At 67.6% G+C, this 20408-nt stretch carries 20 protein-coding genes and 2 pseudogenes; 13 read left to right on the top strand and 9 right to left on the bottom strand.

All coding sequences use genetic code 11. From position 1 onward, the window contains the following. Nucleotides 1–22: 22 nt before the first annotated feature. Nucleotides 23–1276 carry an MFS transporter gene (locus K789_RS0103365; protein WP_024365521.1) on the top strand — a complete coding sequence of 418 codons (1254 nt, stop codon included), beginning with the start codon at nucleotides 23–25 and terminating at the stop codon, nucleotides 1274–1276. Nucleotides 1277–1336: 60 nt separating this feature from the next. On the opposite strand, the gene K789_RS26755 is transcribed toward K789_RS0103365, so the two are convergent. After that, nucleotides 1337–1618: a hypothetical protein gene (locus tag K789_RS26755; RefSeq protein ID WP_024365520.1), complete on the bottom strand. Its 282-nt coding sequence runs from the start codon at nucleotides 1616–1618 to the stop codon at nucleotides 1337–1339. A 241-nt stretch (nucleotides 1619–1859) separates the two neighbouring features. Here K789_RS26755 and K789_RS0103355 point away from each other — a divergent pair, with 241 nt between their 5' ends. The 6 genes and pseudogenes from K789_RS0103355 (at nucleotide 1860) to K789_RS0103330 (ending at nucleotide 7974) form a co-directional block, all read left to right on the top strand. Continuing rightward, nucleotides 1860–2855 (top strand): substrate-binding domain-containing protein, encoded by a 996-nt coding sequence (locus K789_RS0103355; protein WP_024365519.1) that lies wholly within the window; start codon nucleotides 1860–1862, stop codon nucleotides 2853–2855. A 53-nt stretch (nucleotides 2856–2908) separates the two neighbouring features. Then, on the top strand, nucleotides 2909–3958 hold the full coding sequence (locus K789_RS0103350) for an ABC transporter permease (protein ID WP_024365518.1): 1050 nt from the start codon (nucleotides 2909–2911) through the stop codon (nucleotides 3956–3958). Nucleotides 3959–3974: 16 nt separating this feature from the next. Then, nucleotides 3975–4894 (top strand): annotated as a pseudogene (locus tag K789_RS22180) (ATP-binding cassette domain-containing protein). Between the two features lie 136 nt (nucleotides 4895–5030). After that, complete coding sequence (locus tag K789_RS0103340; RefSeq protein WP_024365517.1) at nucleotides 5031–6149, top strand: Gfo/Idh/MocA family oxidoreductase; 1119 nt, start codon at nucleotides 5031–5033, stop codon at nucleotides 6147–6149. Beyond that, on the top strand, nucleotides 6149–6943 hold the full coding sequence (locus K789_RS0103335; RefSeq protein ID WP_024365516.1) for a TIM barrel protein: 795 nt from the start codon (nucleotides 6149–6151) through the stop codon (nucleotides 6941–6943). The genes K789_RS0103340 and K789_RS0103335 overlap by 1 nt, the downstream gene beginning before the upstream one ends. Then, nucleotides 6940–7974, top strand: a complete 1035-nt coding sequence (locus K789_RS0103330; protein ID WP_024365515.1) for a Gfo/Idh/MocA family oxidoreductase — start codon at nucleotides 6940–6942, stop codon at nucleotides 7972–7974. The genes K789_RS0103335 and K789_RS0103330 overlap by 4 nt, the downstream gene beginning before the upstream one ends. A gap of 112 nt (nucleotides 7975–8086) precedes the next feature. On the opposite strand, the gene iolB is transcribed toward K789_RS0103330, so the two are convergent. The 4 genes and pseudogenes from iolB to K789_RS26370 all read right to left on the bottom strand — a co-directional run. Then, entirely contained in the window at nucleotides 8087–8983 is an 897-nt protein-coding gene (gene iolB / locus K789_RS0103325) for a 5-deoxy-glucuronate isomerase (protein WP_024365514.1), read from the bottom strand. Nucleotides 8984–9026: 43 nt separating this feature from the next. Beyond that, entirely contained in the window at nucleotides 9027–9767 is a 741-nt protein-coding gene (locus tag K789_RS0103320; protein WP_024365513.1) for a GntR family transcriptional regulator, read from the bottom strand. A 131-nt stretch (nucleotides 9768–9898) separates the two neighbouring features. Beyond that, a complete protein-coding gene (locus K789_RS26375; protein ID WP_024365512.1) occupies nucleotides 9899–10126 on the bottom strand; it encodes a gamma-glutamyl-gamma-aminobutyrate hydrolase family protein in 228 nt (75 codons plus the stop codon). A gap of 115 nt (nucleotides 10127–10241) precedes the next feature. Next, a pseudogene (locus K789_RS26370) lies at nucleotides 10242–10703 on the bottom strand (gamma-glutamyl-gamma-aminobutyrate hydrolase family protein); the annotation flags it as partial. A gap of 53 nt (nucleotides 10704–10756) precedes the next feature. On the opposite strand from K789_RS26370, the gene K789_RS0103310 reads away from it, so the two are divergent. Further along, on the top strand, nucleotides 10757–11251 hold the full coding sequence (locus K789_RS0103310; RefSeq protein WP_024365510.1) for an SRPBCC family protein: 495 nt from the start codon (nucleotides 10757–10759) through the stop codon (nucleotides 11249–11251). Nucleotides 11252–11260: 9 nt separating this feature from the next. Then, nucleotides 11261–12394 carry an LOG family protein gene (locus K789_RS0103305; RefSeq protein ID WP_024365509.1) on the top strand — a complete coding sequence of 378 codons (1134 nt, stop codon included), beginning with the start codon at nucleotides 11261–11263 and terminating at the stop codon, nucleotides 12392–12394. Between the two features lie 4 nt (nucleotides 12395–12398). Here K789_RS0103305 and K789_RS0103300 read toward each other — a convergent pair whose 3' ends face one another. Both K789_RS0103300 and K789_RS0103295 read right to left on the bottom strand, forming a co-directional pair. Next, nucleotides 12399–13307 carry a matrixin family metalloprotease gene (locus K789_RS0103300; RefSeq protein ID WP_024365508.1) on the bottom strand — a complete coding sequence of 303 codons (909 nt, stop codon included), beginning with the start codon at nucleotides 13305–13307 and terminating at the stop codon, nucleotides 12399–12401. Beyond that, entirely contained in the window at nucleotides 13307–14458 is a 1152-nt protein-coding gene (locus K789_RS0103295; RefSeq protein WP_024365507.1) for a VIT1/CCC1 transporter family protein, read from the bottom strand. The genes K789_RS0103300 and K789_RS0103295 overlap by 1 nt, the downstream gene beginning before the upstream one ends. Before the next feature lie 263 nt (nucleotides 14459–14721). Here K789_RS0103295 and K789_RS0103290 point away from each other — a divergent pair, with 263 nt between their 5' ends. Next, nucleotides 14722–14958, top strand: a complete 237-nt coding sequence (locus K789_RS0103290) for a hypothetical protein (RefSeq protein WP_024365506.1) — start codon at nucleotides 14722–14724, stop codon at nucleotides 14956–14958. A gap of 83 nt (nucleotides 14959–15041) precedes the next feature. Here the strand turns inward: K789_RS0103290 and K789_RS0103285 are convergent, their stop codons facing one another. Further along, nucleotides 15042–16565 (bottom strand): sodium:solute symporter, encoded by a 1524-nt coding sequence (locus K789_RS0103285; protein ID WP_024365505.1) that lies wholly within the window; start codon nucleotides 16563–16565, stop codon nucleotides 15042–15044. Between the two features lie 306 nt (nucleotides 16566–16871). On the opposite strand from K789_RS0103285, the gene K789_RS0103280 reads away from it, so the two are divergent. Then, nucleotides 16872–17447 carry a helix-turn-helix domain-containing protein gene (locus K789_RS0103280; RefSeq protein WP_024365504.1) on the top strand — a complete coding sequence of 192 codons (576 nt, stop codon included), beginning with the start codon at nucleotides 16872–16874 and terminating at the stop codon, nucleotides 17445–17447. A gap of 124 nt (nucleotides 17448–17571) precedes the next feature. Here the strand turns inward: K789_RS0103280 and K789_RS0103275 are convergent, their stop codons facing one another. Further along, nucleotides 17572–18399 (bottom strand): DUF559 domain-containing protein, encoded by an 828-nt coding sequence (locus tag K789_RS0103275; RefSeq protein ID WP_024365503.1) that lies wholly within the window; start codon nucleotides 18397–18399, stop codon nucleotides 17572–17574. A gap of 308 nt (nucleotides 18400–18707) precedes the next feature. On the opposite strand from K789_RS0103275, the gene speB reads away from it, so the two are divergent. Beyond that, the gene (gene speB / locus K789_RS0103270; protein ID WP_024365502.1) at nucleotides 18708–19796 is read left to right on the top strand and encodes an agmatinase; all 1089 of its coding nucleotides are present in this window, start codon (nucleotides 18708–18710) and stop codon (nucleotides 19794–19796) included. Then, nucleotides 19793–20408: thiamine pyrophosphate-binding protein (locus K789_RS0103265; RefSeq protein WP_024365501.1), on the top strand; the 616-nt coding region annotated here is incomplete at its 3' end. The genes speB and K789_RS0103265, both read left to right, overlap by 4 nt.

Raw genomic sequence — 20408 nt, 5'->3', positions numbered from 1 at the left:
ACAGTTTTGAAGGAGCTCCCCCATGCCCATTGGCCTGATAGCACTCGCCCTCGGCGGGTTCGGGATCGGACTTACCGAGTTCGTCATCATGGGCCTGCTGCCCGAAGTTGCCGCGGATTTCCGGGTCAGCGAGGCCACCGCCGGCTGGCTGATTTCCGGCTACGCGTTGGCCGTCGTCGTCGGGGCACTGCTGCTGACCGCCGCCGTGACCCGATTCGAGCGCAAGCCGGTGCTCGCCGTGCTTATGGTGCTGTTCATCGCCGGTAACCTCGTCTCCGCGATCGCCCCCGACTACGCCCTGATGATGGTCGGCCGGATCATCGCCGCACTGGCCCACGGCGCGTTCTTCGGGATCGGCGCGGTGGTGGCCGCCAGCATGGTCGCCCCCACCAAGAAAGCGGGTGCCATCGCCATCATGTTCACCGGGCTCACGGCGGCCAACGTGCTGGGCGTGCCGTTCGGCACGATGCTGGGCCAGGCCGCCGGCTGGCGGTCCACCTTCTGGGCGATCACGGGTATCGGCGTCCTCGCGTTGGTCGGCATTCTCGCCCTGGTTCCGAAGACTGGTGCGGGCGAGTCGGCCGCTGGTTCTGGCTCCGGTTCTGCCGCCGGCGGACTGCGGGGCGAACTCCGAGCCTTCCGTTCCGGGCAGGTCTGGCTCTCCATCCTGGTCACCATCCTTGGCTACGGCGGCATGTTCGGCGCCTTCACGTACATCGCCTTCACGCTCACCGAGGTCACCGGATTCTCAGCCTCCACGGTGCCGTGGCTGCTCATCCTGTTCGGAGTGGGCCTCTTCATCGGCAATACCGTGGGCGGCAAGGCGGCTGACCGCAACGTGGACCGCACCCTGCTGGTGGCGCTCTCCGCCCTGGTGGTGGTCCTGGTGGTCTTTGCCCTCACCTCCGGCAGCCGGCCAATGACCATTGCCTCCATGGTGCTGCTGGGCGGCTTCGGTTTCGCCACCGTCCCGGGGCTGCAGATGCGCGTTATGAAGTACGCGACGACCGCTCCCACCCTGGCCTCCGGAGCCAACATCGGCGCCTTCAACGTAGGAAACGCGCTCGGCGCCTGGCTGGGCGGCGTGACCATCACCGCCGGCCTCGGCTACACCTCGCCGATCTGGGCCGGCGCCGGGATCACCCTGCTGGGTCTGGGGGTTATGGCGTTCGCGGCGGCCGCCGCCAAGAAGCGGCACGACGGCGGCGCCCCCGCGGCCGTTGTCGGTGGCGACGTGGACAGCCAACAGGAGGGCGTGGAACTCCAGCGGGCCTAACCGCTTGTTGCCAACCTGCCTGCGCGAACAATCCACGGGAGCGGCCCCTAACTTAGTCGGTCAGGCGTAATGCAAAAGGAAGTGGTCCAGGATGGAATCGTCGAGGGGCTCGTAGAAGCTCGGCTCCGCAGCGCATTTGGTGTGGCGTGTCTCGATGCTGTCCCGCTGGTGGCGTTCCCGCCAGGTGCGGGCCTTGGCCCGGAACCGGGCCGGAACGAGCTCCCCGGCCGGGCGCCCGCGGGCCGGGTCCGGTGCGTCAGGGTCCAGGAAGTGCGGCGCAAACGCCGCCCCGACCGCAGCCAGGGCTTCCCTGCTCTCGGCGCTCCAGGCTGAGATGTCCATACGCCAAGTACATCAGGGACCTCTGACAATAAATCGAATTCTGTTTCCGGCTTTGCCTCGGGTCCAGACGTAGCCGTCAAATCGGAGATTCTTTACGCGCCAACCGTCTTAGTTGCGTGATTACATCCTAATGTCAGGACAAACTATTGACATGAGTGAGCTAAATCACCATGATCGAGGTAGGCATTATTCCGGCGGCTGCAAGGTAGCAGCCCGGAGCTGAAATCAAAGGAGATTCACGGTGGCTAAATTTTCCTGGCGCAAGGCAACCCTTGTCGCGGCTGTAGTACCCATGCTGGCCCTGAGCGCGTGCTCCAGCACCGGTGGCAAGCCCGCAGACTCAGGCAATGCGGCCGGCGGTGGCCAGGTCGCCACCACAGAGCGGATGAAGATCGCCCTGATCACCCACGCCGCAGCAGGTGACACTTTCTGGGACATCGTTCGCAAGGGTGCCGAGGAGGCATCGGCGAAGGACAACGTTGAGCTTCTCTACACGTCCGATCCCGAAGCCGGGCGCCAAGCCCAGCTCATCCAGCAGGCTATCGACCAGAAGGTCGACGGCATTGCGGTCACGCTCGCCAAGCCCGAAGCCCTCAAGGACGCGCTGAAAAAGGCCACCGACGCCGGCATCCCGATTGTGAGCCTCAACGCCGGCGAGGGGGTCTCGGCGCAGCTGGGGGCGTTCACCCACTTCGGCTCGAACGAAAAGCTCGCCGGCGAGGCCGTCGGCACCCGGCTCGCGGCGGAGAACTTCAAACACCCGGTCTGCGTGATTCAGGAGCAGGGCCACGTCGGACTTGAAGCACGTTGCGCCGGCGTCAAGGCGAAGGTGCCTGGAACGGAGATTCTTTACGTCGACGGCAAGGACATGACCTCCGTCCAGTCCACCGCGACAGCCAAACTGCAAGCTTCCAAGGACGCCGACGTCATCATCGGCCTCGGCGCCCCCATCACACTGACACTCCTCAAGTCGGTCACGGACGCGGGCAGCTCTGCCAAGGTTGCAAGTTTCGACCTGAACGCGGACCTCGCCCAGAAGATCGTGGATGGTGCAGTTCTGTTCACAGTGGATCAGCAGCCGTGGCTGCAGGGCTACGGCGCCGTTGATGCGCTGTGGCAGAACAAGCGCGGAGGCTTCAGCATCGGCGGTGGCCTGTCGGTCCTGACCGGCCCGAGCCTCGTCGACAAGTCAAATGCGGCTGATGTCCTGACCTTCGCCAAGCAGGGTATCCGCTAACAGCCCGCTGGCCGGGCCGGCCCATGGCCGGCCCGGCAGCAAGGAGAGTTATCATGACCATCACCCAGACAAAGACCACAGCACCGGCGCCCGATGAGCGCGTCGCCAAGCGCAGTCCGTTCCAGAAACTCCTCGGCCGGCCCGAGGTTGGTGCACTTGTGGGCGCGATCGTCCTTTTCGTCTTCTTCGCGTTGGTGTCCCCGACGTTCACCCAGCCCAACGCCCTGGCGACCATCCTCTACGGTTCCTCCACGATCGGGATCATGGCGGTCGGGGTGTCCCTGCTGATGATCGGCGGTGAGTTCGACCTCTCCACCGGTGTCGCCGTGATCTCCTCGGCCCTGACCGCGTCGATGTTCAGCTGGTACTTCAGCACGAACGTCTGGGTCGGCGTGGCCCTGGCCCTGCTGGTCTCCTTGTCCATCGGCTTCATCAACGGCTGGATCCTGATGAAGACCAAGCTGCCTTCCTTCATCGTCACCCTGGCGACGTTCCTGATGCTGACCGGCCTGAACCTGGGCCTGACCCGCCTGATCGGCGGCTCGGTGTCCTCACCGTCCATCGCAGCCATGGACGGCTTCGCCTCGGCCCGGGCGGTGTTCGCCTCCTCGGTCAGCATCGGCGGCGTCGAAGTCAAAATCACCGTGTTCATCTGGTTCGCGCTCGTCGCTGTGGCGACCTGGGTGCTGATGCGGACCCGGGTGGGGAACTGGATCTTCGCCGTCGGCGGGGACGCCAACGCCGCCCGCGCCGTGGGCGTGCCGGTCAAGGCCACCAAGATCGGCCTGTTCATGGCCGTGGGGTTCTGCGGCTGGATCCTGGGCATGCACAACCTCTTCGCCTTCGACACCGTGCAGTCCGGTGAAGGCGTCGGCAACGAATTCCTCTACATCATCGCCGCGGTCATCGGCGGCTGCCTGCTCACCGGCGGCTACGGCTCGGCGATCGGCGGCGCGATCGGCGCGTTCATCTTCGGCATGGCCAACAAGGGCATCGTGTACGCGCAGTGGAACCCGGACTGGTTCAAGTTCTTCCTGGGCCTGATGCTGCTGCTGGCCACCATCGTCAACCTCATCGTCAAGCGCCGCGCGGAACTGAAGTAAAGGGGCCTAAGAGAACATGAACGCCAAAGAAATCGACCAGCAAACACTCCTGCAGAACGAAAAGGACCCCCTCACCCACACCCCGGTGCACCTGCTCTCCCTCGACGGGGTCGCCAAGCACTACGGCAACATCATCGCCCTGAGTGATGTCACGATGGCCGTGGACAACGGCCGCGTCACCTGCGTCCTGGGCGACAACGGCGCGGGCAAGTCCACCCTGATCAAAATCATCGCCGGCCTGCACCAGCACGACGCCGGGATCCTGAAGGTCATGGGCCAGGAACGCAAATTCACCTCCCCCCNCCCCGCGACGCCCTGGACGCCGGCATCGCGACCGTCTACCAGGACCTCGCGGTGGTGCCGTTGATGCCGATCTGGCGGAACTTCTTCCTCGGCTCCGAGCTGACGTCCGGCTTCGGCCCGTTCAAGAGCATGGACGTTGAGAAGATGAAGGAGATCACGCTCAAGGAACTCGCCGCGATGGGCATCGACCTCCGCGACGTCGAACAGCCCATCGGCCAGCTCTCCGGCGGTGAACGCCAGTGTGTCGCGATCGCCCGGGCCGTGTACTTCGGCGCGAAGGTCCTGATCCTGGACGAGCCCACCGCCGCCCTGGGCGTGAAGCAGTCCGGCGTGGTGCTCCGCTACATCCTGCAGGCCCGCGACCGCGGCCTCGGCGTCATCTTCATCACCCACAACCCGCACCACGCCTTCCCCGTCGGCGACCGGTTCCTGCTGCTCAAACGCGGCAAGTCCATCGGCTACTACGACAAGAAGGACATCACCCTCGACGAACTCACCGCCCAGATGGCCGGCGGCGCCGAACTCGCCGAACTCGCCCACGAACTCGAACAGCTCGGCGGCCACGGCGACATCGTCAAGGAAGTCCAGGGCGAGATGGCCGAGGTAGCCCAAACGACCGGCAAGACCTACTAGCACCACGGGAAAGCAGGGCCCGCCCAGCAGGGCCCGGCCCTGCTTTTTCCTGCGCTGGCCGAGCCGCGGCGAGGAAGCCGCGGCCCCTTGACCAGCCCACACTCAGACAGTTGTGATTATCTGAAAGGACAAGCCCATGGCTTACCTGAATCGAAACTCAGCCGATCTCCCGGCGCCCGTGCGCATCGGACTTATCGGCTCCGGCTGGATGGGTGCTTTCCACGCCGAGAGCGTCGCCCGCCGGGTCCCGGGCGCCGAGCTCGCGGCCATCGCGGACCCCAATGTAGAGTCCGCCGCTGCGCTCGCAACCACTCTGGGAGCCGGCAAGGTGACCGCCGACGCCGCCGACATCCTTGCCGACCCGGAGATCGACGCCGTGATCATTGCCAGCCCGGCGCGCTTCCACTCGTCCCTGATCGCCCAGGCCGCCAATGCCGGGAAACACGTGTTCTGCGAGAAGCCGGCCGGACAGGGACTCGACGAGCTCGACGCCGCCCTGGCCGCCGTGGAGGCCGCCGGAGTGCACTTCCAGATCGGCTTCAACCGCCGGTACGCGGAGGACTTCCGGGCCGCCAAGAAGGACATCTCCGCCGGAACCATCGGGACGCCGCAACTGCTGCGCTCGCTGACCCGGGATCCAGGCACCGGACGCATTCCGCACGCGGCCAGGGTCCCGGCGTGGACCGTCTTCCTGGAAACCCTGATCCACGACTTCGACACGCTGAACTGGTTCAACGAAGGCGCCGAACCGGTGGAGGTCTACGCCCTTGCCGACGCTCTCGTGGAACCCGGACTGCGCGACCAGGGCTTCCTGGACACGGCAGTCGTGACCATCCGCTACAGCAACGGTTCCATCGCGGTGGCCGAGGCAAACTTCAGCGCCCTCTACGGCTACGACATCCGCGGGGAAGTCTTCGGCTCCAAAGGCATGGTCCAGGCCGGCCGCGCCACGGAAACCGCCGCGCGCCGGTTCACCGCCGAAGGGATGTCGTCCGACACCCCGCGGCTGAACATCGAGCTCTTCCGCCAGGCCTACACCGATGAACTCGTCGACTTTGCCGACGCCGTGCGCGCGCGGCGCGACGGCACCAGGGCGCCGTCGGCTGCTTACTCGCTCACCCCCGGGGCTACTGACGCCCGGCGCGCACTGGCCATGGCGCTGGCCTGCATCGAGTCGGTCAAGCGTGGCACCCCCGTGGCGGTCAACACAACCGCCGCCAACACAACCGCCGCCAACGAGACGGCAGTCCTCTGATGCGCCTGGCCGTCTGCGCGGAGATGGTCTTCACCGAGCTCCCGTTCACGGAGCGGGTGCGCCGGATCCACGAGGCCGGGTTCGACGTCGAACTCTGGGACTCCAGGACCAAAGACATCGGAGCCCTCAAGGCCACCGGGGCTGTGTTTTCCTCCATGACCGGATACACCGCCGGCAGCCTGGTGGACCCCGAGTCGGCCGATGAGGTGGTGCGGACGGCCGAGTCGCTGATCCCCACCGCCCTGGAGCTCGGTGTGAGCCGGATGGTGGTGCACCCGGCCGAACTCATCGACGGCCACGCGGCCCGTCCCGTCTACCGGTCCAGCGGGCCGATGTGGATCACCGGGGCCCGGACCCTCGAGCGGCTCGGTCGGCTCGGCGAGAAATACGGGGTGACGTTCTGCCTTGAGAACCTCAATACCATCCTCGACCACCCCGGCATCCCGCTGGCCCGCGCGAAGGACACCCTCGCGCTCGTGGCGGCCGTCGGCCACCCAAGGGTGAAACTCATGCTGGACCTCTACCACGCCCAGCTGGGGGAGGGGAACCTCATCGAGCTGGTGCGGGCCGCACTGCCCCACCTCGGTGAGATCCAGGTGGCGGATGTTCCGGGCCGCTGCGAACCCGGAACCGGTGAGATCAACTACGTGGCCGTCGCCAGGGCGCTCGCCGAGGCAGGCTACGGCGGAACCGTAGGCATGGAAGCCTGGGCCAGCGGCGACAGTGGCGCGGCCCTGGAGGCTTTCCGGGCGGCTTTTGCCGTGCCGGCATTACACACGGGAGTAAAAGAATGAAAGAAGTCATCCTCGGACTGGTCGGGGTGGGGCGGATCGGCGTGATGCACGCCAACAACATCGCCGCGCTCAACAACGTCCTGAACCCGCAGGGCATCAACGTCAGGCTCCGGCTCACCGACGTCGCGGTGGACCACGCCCGGGGAATCGCCGCTGGGCTGGGTGCCGAGTTCCTGCCCTCGGTAGAGGCGCTCCTGGCCTCCGGGCTGGACGGACTCGTCATCGCCACGGGAACCGGGACCCACCCGGACCTGATCACGGCCGGAGTGGACGCCGGAATCCCGGTGTTCTGCGAGAAACCCGTCGCCCTGAACGTGGAAGACGCCCTGCCCGTGCTCGACTACATCCGGGAACGGCATGGCGTTGTCCAGATCGGCCACCAGCGCCGCTTCGACGCCGGCTACCTGGAGGCCCGGCGCGCCTACCAGGCCGGGGAACTGGGCTGGATCCACTCACTGCGCGCCGTCACCTGCGACATGACGCCGCCGCCGGTCGAGTTCCTGGCCAGCTCCGGCGGCCTGTTCCGTGACTGCTCGGTCCACGATTTCGATATCCTGCGCTGGCTCACCGGCCGGGAAATCGTCGAGGTCTACGCCAAGGGTTCCAACAACGGGGACCCGGCCATCGGGGAAGCCGGCGATGTGGACACAGCACTCGCGCTGGTGAGCTTCGACGACGGCACCGTGGGAACCGTCTCGGCCACCCGCTTCAACGGGGCCGGCCACGACGTGCGGCTGGAAATCCAGGGTTCCCGCCGGTCGATCATGGTCGGGCTGGACGAGAAATCGGCGCTGGCCTCGGCCGAAGCTGGGGTCACCTTCCCGGCCGGAGTGCCCCACCGGACCTTCGCCGAACGCTTCGAGGCGGCCTACCGGTCCGAGATGGCTGCCTTCATCGAGCTGATCTTGGGCCGCCGGGAAAACCCCTGCACCGCCGAGGATGCCGTGGCCGCCTCGCGCGTCGCGGACGCCGCCCAGGAATCCCTCGCCACCGGCGTGCCTGTCCGGGTGGCCCAGACTGTGGCCGGCTGAACGCACGCCCGGTTTTCGCGGCCGGGGCGGAACGCAGAACCCCCGGAGCCCAGTTCAAGGGCTCCGGGGGTTCTGTCGTCCCGGCTGGGTGGGGCGCGGTGGGTGGTGCGTCTCAGGCGCCGAAGGGCAGCCGCGGGTCCAGGTCCTGGCCCTCCCACGTCTGGCGGATCCAGCCGTGGTGCGGATCGTCGCTGATGAGCCAGTCACGGACCGCGCCGGGACCCGCCATCACGTTGAGGTAGTACAGGTCGTAGCCGGGGGCTGCCATGGCCGGGCCGTGCCAGCCGTAGGGCACCAGGACGACGTCGCCGGTCCGCACCTCCGCGGAGACGTCGATGGGCCGATCGTCCGAGGCGTACACGCGCTGGTAGCCGATCGCGTCGTCTGTGCCCGGTCGGGCCGGGGCGCCCGGGGTGACCCGGGTTTCGAAGTAGTAGATCTCCTCGAGGCTGGTCTCGCCGTCCTTCTCCTCGTCGTGCTTGTGTGGGGGATAGGAGGACCAGTTGCCGGCCGGTGTCAGGACCTCGCAGACGATAAAACGGTCCGCCTCCAGCGCGGCGGGCGTGCCGAAGTTGTGGACCTGGCGGGAACAGTTGCCGGCCCCGCGCAGTTCCACCGGAGTCTCCGCGGCGGTGATCAGGCGGGTCGGGTAGGACGCCCGGGCCGGAGCGGTGGCCACGGCGACGCGTCCGCCGTCGGCCGAACTGATGGTCGCGGCCCTGCCGGTTCCCGTGTAGAGGACGTCGCTGGGGCCGCTGAAGACGTTCGTCCGGCCGGCCAGCCGGTACTCCTCGCCGTCGACGGTCACCGTGAAGGACCCGTTGAGCGGGATGATGATGCGTTCCTCATCCGCGGCCGGAAGTTCGACGGCGGCCGAAGCCCCCAGCGTGGCGACCTTCAGCCCGGTGTGGGCCCAACCCTCCACCTCCACGGTGGAATCGGAAGTTCCCAGTGAGATATCCCAGTTGCCTTGGGAAGCGGTGCCGAGCGGATAGACCCAGTTGGCCATCAGTTCTGCCCTTTCGTTGTCGCGCCGGAAGAGGGCGCGGGTCTTATCGCTGAACCAGCGTCATTTCGAAGCTGTAGGAATCCGCACGGTAGACGTGGTGGCCGGTCTCCACCTGGCGCCCGGTGTCGTCGACGGCCGTGCGGTCCATGGTGACGAGTGCCGAGCCTGCGGTGGTGTCCAGCAGGGTTGCCTGGTAGTCGTTGGCGATCATGGCGCCGATCCGCTGCGAGGCGAGCCGGAAGTTCACGCCGCCGTTGCGGAGGATGGCGTAAAGGCCCTGTGAGGCCAGAAGCGCTTCATCGATGGTGGTGATGTCATCGCGCACCCAGTTCTCCATCAGCGCGAGCGGTTTTCCGCCGACCTTCCGGAGCCGGGTGAAGTGGTAGACCTTGGCGCCGGCCGGCAGCTGGAGTGCTGCCCGGGTGGCGGCGTCGGCCTCGTCGTGGGAGAAGCTCAGCACGTCGGTGGTGGGCTTGCTGCCGTTGTTGCTGAGGTCGTCGAAGAGGCTGGAGAGCTCAAGGGGACGCCGGACCTGGCTGGAGACCACCTGGGTGCCGACGCCACGCTTGCGCACCAGCAGGCCGGAGCGGACCAGCTCGTCCATGGCCTTGCGCATGGTGGGGCGGGACAGGTTCAGCTGCGCGGCCAGGTCGATCTCGTTGTCGAGGCGGCTGCCGGGCGGAAGCGTCCCGCCGTGGATCGCGGCTTCGATGCCCTGGACCACCTGGTGGTAGAGCGGCACCGGGGAGGACCGGTCGATGTTGAGATTAAGTGGATTAACCACTTTTTGAATAGCCACGTCTCTAAGCTCCCTTGTGCCCCGGACCTTGGCCCCCGGGTGGGCCGCCGATCACCTGCCTCGGCATATGTTCTCTTGATAGGACATACTGCCTAAGTTCATGATAGCAGGGCAGTTCAGCCCATTGGAGAGCTGCGACACACCTCAACAAAGGCACGGAACGGTGCCAGCCGCTCCCCGGCCGGGAGTTCCTGGGCCTCCGGGTGCCACTGCACCGACGCCACCCAACGGTCGGGGTCCTCCAGCGCCTCCACCGTCCCGTCCTCCGCCACGGCCGTCACGACCAGGCCGTCCGCCACCCGGGCCACGGCCTGATGGTGTCCGGAGGCAATCTTCACCGTCACGGCAGGGGAGNCCGCCTCCGGTCCCGCCGGCGCCGGCCCCCGTCACGCCCTTCTCCATCGCGCTGTACAGGCCGGCAACCCTACTTCCGCCCTGCACTTCGACCTCGTGCCAGGCCCACGGCCCCGCCCCGTGCACCGGCTCGGGTTCCCGGTGCGCCACGGAGCCCGGATCCATGTCCTGGACCAGCGTGCCGCCATAGAGGACATTGAGCAGCTGGTGCCCCCGGCAGATGCCGAGGACGGGCAGCCCGGCGCCGATCGACCGCCGGGCAACCGCCAGGTCCAGTTCATCCTGGGCCCGGCTGACGTCATAGCAGGCATCGCCGGGTTCCTCGCCGTAGAGCCGGGGGTCCAGGTCGCCGCCGCCCGGAAGGACGACGCCGTCGAGCGGCTCCAGCGGATCCTCGGCTGCGGTGAGCAGCACCGGTTCGCCGCCGCCGTCGCGCACCAGTTCCACAATGTAATCGAAGAGTTCGTTGGCCTCCGCCACACGCGGATCCGCCTCCGTGGAGCTGCTCAGGCGGACCGGGATGCCAATGCGGGGCCGGCTGCTGCGGGGGAGGGGCTGAATCTGCATGGTTTATTCTGCAACAGAACCTCCCTGTTTCAACGCAGGTCTAGGATTGCCGGATGACCAACAGATATCTCGTGTCCCGCAGCCGCTTCATCGCGGCCGCTCCGGAAGCCATCTTCGACGTGCTGGCCACCCCCGCCCTGCACAGCGTGATTGACGGCTCCGACACCGTCAAGGGCGCCCAGCCGCGTGGCCCTGAACGGCTGGCCCTCGGGGCGAAGTTCGGCATGGAAATGAACATGAAATTGGACTACAAGATTCTCAACACGGTCTGCGAGTTCGAGGAGGGCCGGCGGATCGCGTGGCGGCACTTCGGCGGCCACATCTGGCGCTACCTGCTGGAGCCGGCCACCGATTCCGCCGGCAAGCCGGGCACGCTCGTCACCGAACAATGGGACGCGCGGGACGTGCGCGCCAGGATCCTCCTGCGCCTGGCCGGCTACCTCCGCCGCCACCCGGCCAACATCGAACAGACCCTCGCCAAACTTGACGCCTACATGACCTCGGAAGCCACGTCAGGGTCCGGCACCGCTCCGGACAACCTCCACTAGGCCTGCCGGATGAGTGCCGCCCGCAGCCTGCACCCCAGCCCGCGCACGCTGGAGGTCGAAAGCCTGGACAGCTTCGACCGGCTGGTCGCGGCCGGGGCGACGTCCATGCAGGGCTGGCATGCCCAGTCGCTGGACCTCCGCGGCCGGACAGCGCAGCTGGAGGCCATGAACGCCCAGGGCGGGATCTTCCTGGGGTGCACGTTCGACGGCGGCGTGGAGGATTCGCTGCGCAGCCGCGGCGCGCTGATCTTCCCCAAACTCGAAGCCGTTCCGTTCAACCCTTACCGCGGGCAGCTGTACACCCCGCAGGAGCTCTACGACGGCATCTCCGACTCACGTTATGAGGACACTCCGGACGCCAAGGTGTACCAGTGGAGCATCCGGCCGGGACAGCGCCGCCGGCTGGACGCAACCCTCGCCGCGGCCCTGCATGACCATTCGATCGGCGATGCCCTCGAGGAGCTGACCCGCTCGGAATTCTGCGCCGGCCGGACCATGGTGGGTGTTATGGGCGGACATACTGCGAGCCGCGCTTCCCCTGTCTTCGAGGAAGCCGCGCTGCTGGGAAGGCTGCTGGCCAGGGACGGCCGGGTGGTTGCCACCGGCGGCGGTCCCGGCACCATGGAGGCCGCCAACCTCGGCGCCTACCTGAGCGGGGCCCCGGAGCCGGACTTCCGGCGCGCCCTGGACGACCTCGCGGCGGTGCCCGGATTCCGGCCGTCCGTTTCGGCGTGGGCGCGCTCCGCCGCGGCCATCGTCGAACTCCATCCGGAGGGCACACCGTCGCTGGGGATCCCCACCTGGTTTTACGGGCACGAGCCGCCCAACTTTTTCGCCACCCACATTGCCAAGTACTTCGCGAACTCCATCCGCGAGGCCATCCTGTTGGAACTGTGCAACGGCGGCATTGTCTTCCTGCCGGGTTCCGGGGGCACCGTGCAGGAGATCTTCCAGGATGCCTGCGAAAACTACTATGGCACCCCGGAGACCATCATGCCGATGGTGCTGGTGGGGGAGGAGCACTGGCTGCGGCGCTACCCGGCGTGGCCCCTGCTGCAGAGTCTCGCCGCAGGGCGGCGGATGGAAAGCCGGATCTTCCTGGTGGATACCGTGGAGGAGGCGCTCGCCGTCCTGGACCGTTAGGCGCTCAGAGGTCCTTGCGGCACTGCGCTTTACCCAGCTCATAGAGGCCGTTCAGATCGCCCGCGGCGAGGCCGTCGGGCGCTCCGATCTCGGGGTACATGAGCTGCGCGGGATCGTCCACGTGCTCCAGCCCCATGACATGGCCGAGCTCGTGCAGGATCACCGCGGTGGCATAGGCGGCTCCGTCCGGCCGTCTGAGGTCCTCGGCGATCTGTGGGGCATCGAGTTCCAGGCTGCCGGTGACGAAGCTCCTGGGTCCGTCGCCAAAGCTGAAATGGGTGCTGCCACCGGTGCCGATTACCGGGCCGGCGAGCTGCGGGGCCTGGTCCGGGGTGGTCCACGCGATCAGCAGCGGCGCCCAGCGTTCCCCGTAGGCGGCCTGCTGGTACGGGATGCGGGACTGGGCGGGCGCCTCGGTGGTGGGCCCGTCGTCGACGAATTTGATGCCGGTGGCGCGGGACACCGTCCTGATCGCGTCCTCGACGAGGCGCTCGGCGCCGTTCGGAGCGAGCGCCGCGTTGACAACATAATGCAGCGGCCGGCACGGCGAATAGCCCACCGGGGTGCCGTCGTCGTTCACGGCCAGGAACTTGTACGAGCTGCTGGCCACTGCCGGCTTCTGCGGGCGGCCGAGCGGCTCGCCCTGTTCTTCGAGTCCGGCCGGGGGAGTGTCCGTGCGGACCGCCTCAGCGGACGCCGGCTGCCCGGGGTGGCCGGCCATCGCGGTGCCCGGACTGGCCCCGCGGCTGACCTCGAAGAGTCCGGCAAAACGCGGATCACCGTACATGACGCCGGCGGCCAGGAACGCGGCACCGGCAACCAGCGCGGCCGTGGCGAGGCCGCGGACGATCCGCCACGTGGCGCGGGAGCGGCTGTGCCGCGGTGTCCGGTCCCGGAACTCAGGACCGTCCACTAGGCAACCACGGCGCCGAAGGCCAGCCCCAGCAGGTATGTCACGCCTGCCGCGCCCATGCCGATGGCCAGCTGGCGGAGGCCCCGGGAGGTCGGGGAGGTGCCGGAGAGGAGGCCGACGACGCCGCCGGTGAACAGGAGCGCCAGGCCCACGAGGGCGGCGGAGACCACCAGCGCCGCGACGCCGGTCATGCCCAGGACGAAGGGCAGGATCGGCACTATGGCGCCGGAGGCGAAGAAGCAGAAGCTCGACGCCGCCGCGCTCCAGGCGGTCCCGACGGCTTCGTGCTCGTCGCGGGCTTCCGGAAGCTCCGGCTGCAGCGAGAGGCTGGGATCACAGTCGCAGTCGCGCAGGCCCATCCGCTCCGCGACGCGGTGTTCGGCGGCCTCCCGCGACATGCCGCGGGCCAGGTAGACCAGCAGGAGTTCATTGTGCTCGATGTCCAGCGACGGTGCGGCGGCCAGGGTGATCTGGGTGGGGCGGGTTGCTGCGAGGAGTTCGCGCTGGGAGCGCACGGAAATGAATTCGCCGGCCCCCATGGACAGGGCCCCGGCCAGCAGCCCGGCGACACCGCTGAGCAGGACCACCGAGCTGCCGACGCCGGAGGCGGCCATGCCCATGACGAGGGAAAGGTTGCTCACCAGCCCGTCATTGGCACCGAAGACGGCCGCCCGGAAGGTGCCGGCCAGCCGGTTGCGGCCCCGGGTGGCGAGCCCGCGGACCACTTCCTCATGGATCTGTTCGTCGGCGACCATGGCCGGTGTGGCCGAGGGGTCGTTGGCGTACGGCGAACGGCTTTCGGCCCGCTGGGCGAGGGCCAGGACAAAGACCGAGCCGAAGTGGCGGGCCAGGAAGCCCAACAACTGGCTGCGGAGCGAGGCGGGGCGGGAGCGGCCGGCGTGCTCGCCCAGCAGCTGGAGCCAGTGCGCCTCGTGGCGTCCCTCGGCTTCAGCCAGGGCGAGCAGGATCTCGCGCTCTTCGCCGCGGCGGTTCTGGGCGAGGTCGCGGTAGACGGCGGCCTCGGCCCGTTCGTCGGCGAGGTACTGCCGCCAGCGCTTAATGTCCGCGGAGCTGGGTGTTGCGGCGGCCTGGCCGGGTTCACGATGGTGGGGTTCAGGGTTGAACGGGTCAGATGTGGCGTGCTGGGACACGGAAGCTCCTGGGCTTGAAAGGGCATGGTTCGGCCCCGTTGCGTATCCAGCGTACCCCGACTTTTCGCGGAATTTCGGCTGGTGATCCTCAGTGCGGATTTTAGGCAAACCGTAAAAAGCGCCTGCGCCGCGGGGCCGTTCGCAGCTGCCGGGGTCCCGTTCGTTGGGAGCCCTTGACCGCCCGGGTTCGCGGTGTTCGAATGAAACCCAGGGCGGGCTCTCCGGGGCCCTAGCCGCCACCCCAGTCACACGGAGGTTGCATCATGGACAACATCGGCTCACGTCCAATCCAGCCGGCCCGGGATTCCCTCGAGTCCGATCCCGCCTACGACTATGCCGAGGATGCGCCTGTGAGTGATTCCGAGGAGACTGAGGAGGAAGAACTCTTCGAAGAGGCCGACCGGCTGGTTCCCCTCGAGAAGGAGGACTTCCTGGGCGAGGAGAAACCGGTGGTCCCCCTGGAAGGCGAGGAATTCCTTGAGTCTGAGGAGAAGGAATGATCCTCCCCTTGGCTTGAACGACCACCGGCGGCGCCCCCGGAAGGGGAGCGCCGCCGTCGACCTTTAAACTCGCTGTCTGGGCCCTAGTGGGTCAAAACGGGGACCTGCACTTCCTCGGCGGCGTCCCCGGCGACCCTGCGGTGCCAGTTTGCCATGACCGCGGGATCCGTCGGCTTGGTCAGGAGCGATACCGCGATGTAGACCACTGCGGAGGCCAGCAGGCCGTAGTAGATCGGCTCGTTGGCGTAGATGCCGTCCAGCGGGACCTCGGCGTTGATCTCCAGGATGATCATGGTGCCGAGCGTGATGACCGAGCCGACGGCCATGGAGGCTGCCGCTGCGACACCGGTGCCGCGCTTCCAGACCAGGCCGCCCAGGATGGCGACCAGGAGCCCGCCGACGAGGATGTCGTAGGCGATGGTGAGCGCCGCGACGACGTCCTTGGTGATGATGGCGGTGACGATGGCGACGACGCCGAGTCCCAGGACCCACATGCGGTTGGCTTTGACGTCGTGCTCCGGGTTGTCGGTGTCGTCGGTGTTGATGTTCTTGCCGAACCAGCTGGCGACGAACGGCAGGACGTCGGCGCGGGCCACAGTGGCGGCGGCGATCAGGGCGCCGGACGCCGTGGACATCATGGCCGCGACGGCCGCGGCGAGCACCAGGCCGCCGATGCCGATCGGCAGCAGGTTGGTGGCGACCTCGGCGTAGACAACGTCCTTGCCGAGGGCCTTGACGTCGATGTCCGGCAGGGCGACGCGGGCGCCGAGGCCGATCAGGGCGCCGGCCGCACCGTAGAGGATGCAGTAGATGCCGGCCGTGGCGCCGCCCCAGCGGGCGACCGTGGGGGTCTTGGCGGTGAAGACGCGCTGCCAGATGTCCTGGCCGATCAGCAGGCCCAGGGTGTAGACGACGAAGTAGGTGATGATCGTCTGGATGCCGATGCCGTCAATCTGGAAGAAGCTGGCGTCGACGCGGGCACGGATGCCCTCGAAGCCGCCGGCGGCGTTGAGCGTGAACGGCAGCATCAGGAAGAAGATGCCGACGGTCTTGATGACGAACTGGACCTGGTCGGCCAGGGTGATGGACCACATGCCGCCGATGGTCGAGTAGACCAGGACGATCGCGCCGCCGATGGCGATGGCGAGGGCGCGGTCCCAGCCGAAGAGCACCACAAAAATGGTGGCGTAGGCGCCGGTGGACGTGGCGCAGAGCATCAGCGTGTAGGCGAGCATCACAATGCCTGAGGTCTGGGTGGCGTTGCTGCCGTACCGCAGGCTCAGCATCTGCGAGACCGTGTAGATCTTGAGCTTCTGGATGGTGCTGGCGAACAGCAGGCTGAGCAGCAGCACACCGGCGCCGATCGCGACCACCAGCCACATGCCGGAGATGCCGAATTTGTAGCCGAGGCCCACGCCGCCTACGGTGGAGGCGCCGCCGAGCACGACGGCGGCCATGGTTCCGGTGTAGAGGAACGGGCCGAGGCGGCGGCCCGCCACCAGGAAGTCGCTGTTGTTCTTGGTGCGGGACTTGCCCCACCACCCGAACGCCAGCATGGCGACCAGGTACACCACCACGATGGCGATGTTGACGAAACTTGCGTCCATTAAGGGCTCCTTGGAGCTGTTCAGGGCAGGGCTGAACCGGCCGGCACACTGCGGGGCGCCCGGGGTCCAGCTGCTTTTTGACGGGTACGGTGACGGTTCTTGCCGGCGGATGTGTCCCTCGGATCAGGTAACACTTGCTGGCAACTATTGCCTAATAGGCAACGCTTGTTGCCAAACAGTATGTGTGATCCGGGTAACAGTCAAGACGCATTACGCGCCGCGGGTCGATCCGGCCTCCCGGCCATGCCGTCCCGCTAGTATTGCTCCAACGATGGGGCCGAGCGGCCGGCCGTGAAAGGTTCCAAAATGAAGGCTCTACCTGTTGAACCGAGCAACGTTCCCGTTGCCATCGGTTCCCGGATCCGCGCCGCCCGGCAGTCGCAGCGGCTCACCATCGAGCAGGTTGCCGACGCCACCGGGCTGACCAAAGGATTCCTCAGCCGGGTTGAGCGTGACCTCACCTCACCCTCGGTCGCGTCCCTGGTGACGCTGTGCCAGGTGCTCTCCATCTCGATCGGCGATCTCTTTGCCGCCCCGGAAACGCATCTCACCAAGAAGAACGAAGGCCCGCGGATCTCACTGGGCGGCGACGGGATTGTGGAGCGCCTGCTGACCGCGCGCTCGGAGCGCCGGGTCCAGATCATCCAGGCCGTGATCGAGCCCCGCGGCCGCGGCGAATCGGAACTGTATGCGGTGGACTGCGACGTCGATGTGCTGCACGTGGTCAGGGGCAGCATCCGGCTGATCCTCACGAACGAGGAATTCGAACTCCACGCGGGGGACACCGTGACTTTCCCGGGGCGCGAGCCGCACACCTGGGTCAACCCGACGGATGCCGCCGTCGAGGTCCTCTGGGTCCTGGTCCCCGCCGCGAGCCGCTAAGTTTCCACGGGCCGGGGCCGCGTTCCTGCCCAGTTACTTTCCCCCCGGCCGCCCGCTGGACGCGGCGGACCCCGGAAATCCGCGGGCGCGCCGGGGGTTCTGTCGGAGCAACTGGGCGGGAACGTCAGTGTCTGGGTTGCGGGCGCTGGTCCAGCACCGCACGGATCTCGGCCAGGACGCGCTGGGGTTCGAACCAGATGTGCTCGGGCATGTACCGGAGTACCGCAAAACCGTTCAGTGTCGAGGCGTTGTTCCGGCCCAGGTCCCGGCGCATGGCCTCGCGGCTGGAATGGAACGCGAAGCCGTCCACTTCCACTATCAGAAACCCCTCGATGAGGAAGTCGACCCGGCCGATCCCGGACAGGAAGACCTGGGCGTCGTAGCCAATTCTGTGGGCGCGGAACAAGTGCTGGGCGTCGACCTCCACAATGGACTCGGCCCGCAGGTCCAGCTGGTGCAGCGCCTTGCGGACCTGGCCGGATCGGTCGGCCGTGAGCTGGGCCTTCAACAATTCCAGCGGGACGCCATGCAGGCGGATCGCTGATGTCGCGATGGCCGTTGACGCCGGGGGTGCGAGGCACGACATGGCATGCAGCACGACGTCCTCGACCGCGGCCAGCGGCAGCGTCGGATGCCCGTCAAACCGTACCGTGCGGTGCCGAATGAAGCCCGCGCCATGGCCGTGGTTGCAGGCCAGATGGTGTTGCGCCGGCGGCTCGCGGAGCCAGAGCCCGTAGTGGCCGGCCGCGCTGGCGCAGCTGACCCGGGCGTTGTGCCGGACTGCGGCCATGAACTCGGGCTGGCAGTCGGGAAGGGCGAACACACCCCGCCGGAGTTGCCGCACACCGGCGTCGGCCAAATGTGCGATGTCGGTCCGGGAAAAGCCGGCGGCCAGCAATTGCCCGGTCCGGGCGGCGCCACCGAGTTGGGTCAGGTACTCCAAGGGGTCCATCAGGCCAGTACAAGGCTCAGCAAGGGGGCGGCGAAACACGGCAGGCGGGCTATCTGGATAACGGGTATTGAGGGCGGCCTGCGCTCCTGCCCAGTTACTCGCCGCGGCACCGGACCCGGGCGGCCGGAGAACCCCGGATTTCCGGGCTTCCCTGGGGCGCCGTCCGGCTGCGGCGGACAGTAACTGGGCTGGAACGTCAGCCCGGCCGAAGGGAGGTTGCTTTGTAAACATTTGATGCACAAGAGGCAACTTGAAGTGTATGATGGCTGTCACACCCGTCGGTCAATCCTCGAAGGAGAGGCTTTCTTTTGGAAGAGCTGCGCATCGAGGCCAATGGCAACCTTGGCCCCATCGATTCATCCCGCATTCCGCGCTACGCGGGAGCCGCCACCTACGCGCGCCTGCCGCGGCTGGACCAGGTCGCCAAGGCGGACGTCACCGTGGTCGGCGTGCCCTTCGATTCGGGCGTCTCTTACCGCCCCGGTGCCCGCTTCGGGTCCAACCACATCCGCGAGGCCAGCCGGCTGCTGCGCCCGTACAACCCGGCCTGGGATGTCAGCCCCTTCGAAAACATCCAGGTGGCCGACGCCGGCGACATGGCCGTCAACCCCTTCAACATCAACGACGCGATCGAGACCATCCAGCAGAACGCCCTGGACCTGACCGCCTCCGGCAGCAAGCTGCTGACCCTCGGCGGGGACCACACCATCGCGCTGCCGCTGCTCCGCGCCGCCGCCGAACGCGCCGGCCAGCCCGTCGCCATGCTGCACTTCGACGCCCACCTGGACACGTGGGACACCTACTTCGGCGCCGAGTACACCCACGGTACCCCGTTCCGCCGCGCCGTCGAGGAAGGCATCCTGGACACCGAGGCCATCAGCCACATCGGCACCCGCGGCCCGCTCTACGGCAAGAAGGACCTCGACGACGACCACCGCTTCGGCTTCGGCATCGTCACCTCTGCCGACGTCTACTACCAGGGCGTCCTGGAAACCGTCGCCAAGGTCCGCGACCGGATCGGCAACCGTCCGCTCTACATCTCCGTGGACATCGACGTGCTGGATCCCGCCCACGCGCCCGGCACCGGAACCCCGGAAGCCGGCGGCATCACCAGCCGCGAGCTGCTGGAAATCATCCGTGGCTTCCGCGGCATGAACCTGGTCGGGGCCGACGTCGTCGAGGTCGCCCCCGCGTACGACCACGCGGACATCACCGGCGTGGCCGCCAGCCACGTGGCCTACGAACTGGTCACCCTGATGGCGGACCGTGCCGTGGACGGCGACCGCTTCGGGGCGGCCAACGGCTACGCCGCCCAGACGCTCGGCCAGGAATCCCGCCGCCCGGCCGGCTTCGCCACACCGGCGGCCCAGCACATCCAGAGCGGAGCCTCCCAGTGACCGGGGTGCGCAACGGCGGCGACCTCGTCGTCGAGACCCTCGAAGCGCTCGGCGCCAAAACCGTCTTCGGCATCCCGGGCCAGCATGCCCTGGGCTTGTTCGACGCGATGGGCCGCGGCAACCTGCATTTCGTCTCCTCCCGGGTGGAGAACAACTCGGCCTTCGCCGCGGACGGCTACTCACGTGCCACCGGCGAAGTCGGTGTCCTCTTCCTCTCCACTGGTCCCGGCGCGCTGACGTCGCTGGCCGGGCTGCAGGAGGCCTATGCCACCGGCGTTCCCATGGTGGTCATCGCAAGCCAGATTCCGCTGGAGGGCCTCGGCGCGCGCCGCAAGGGAATGCTCCACCAGCTCGATGACCAGAAGGCCTCGGCCGCGAACGTCACCAAGAGCCAGCGGTTGATCCAGCACGCCTCCGGCATCCCCTCCGCCATCCAGGACGCCTGGACCGAGGCGATCTCCTCGCCGCAGGGCCCCGTGTGGCTGGAAATTCCGCAGAACGTGCTGCTGGACCCCATCATGGTGCCCCCGGTGGAGGACGCCCTCGCCGAAGCGGCAGACAACCCGCCCCGCATCGAGCTGGTCCGCGAAGCCGTCAAATGGCTCGCGGCGG

It is taken from the genome of Arthrobacter sp. TB 26 (assembly GCF_000427315.1).
Taxonomy (GTDB): Bacteria; Actinomycetota; Actinomycetes; order Actinomycetales; family Micrococcaceae; genus Arthrobacter.
This window is presented reverse-complemented; position numbering and strand designations above follow the sequence as displayed.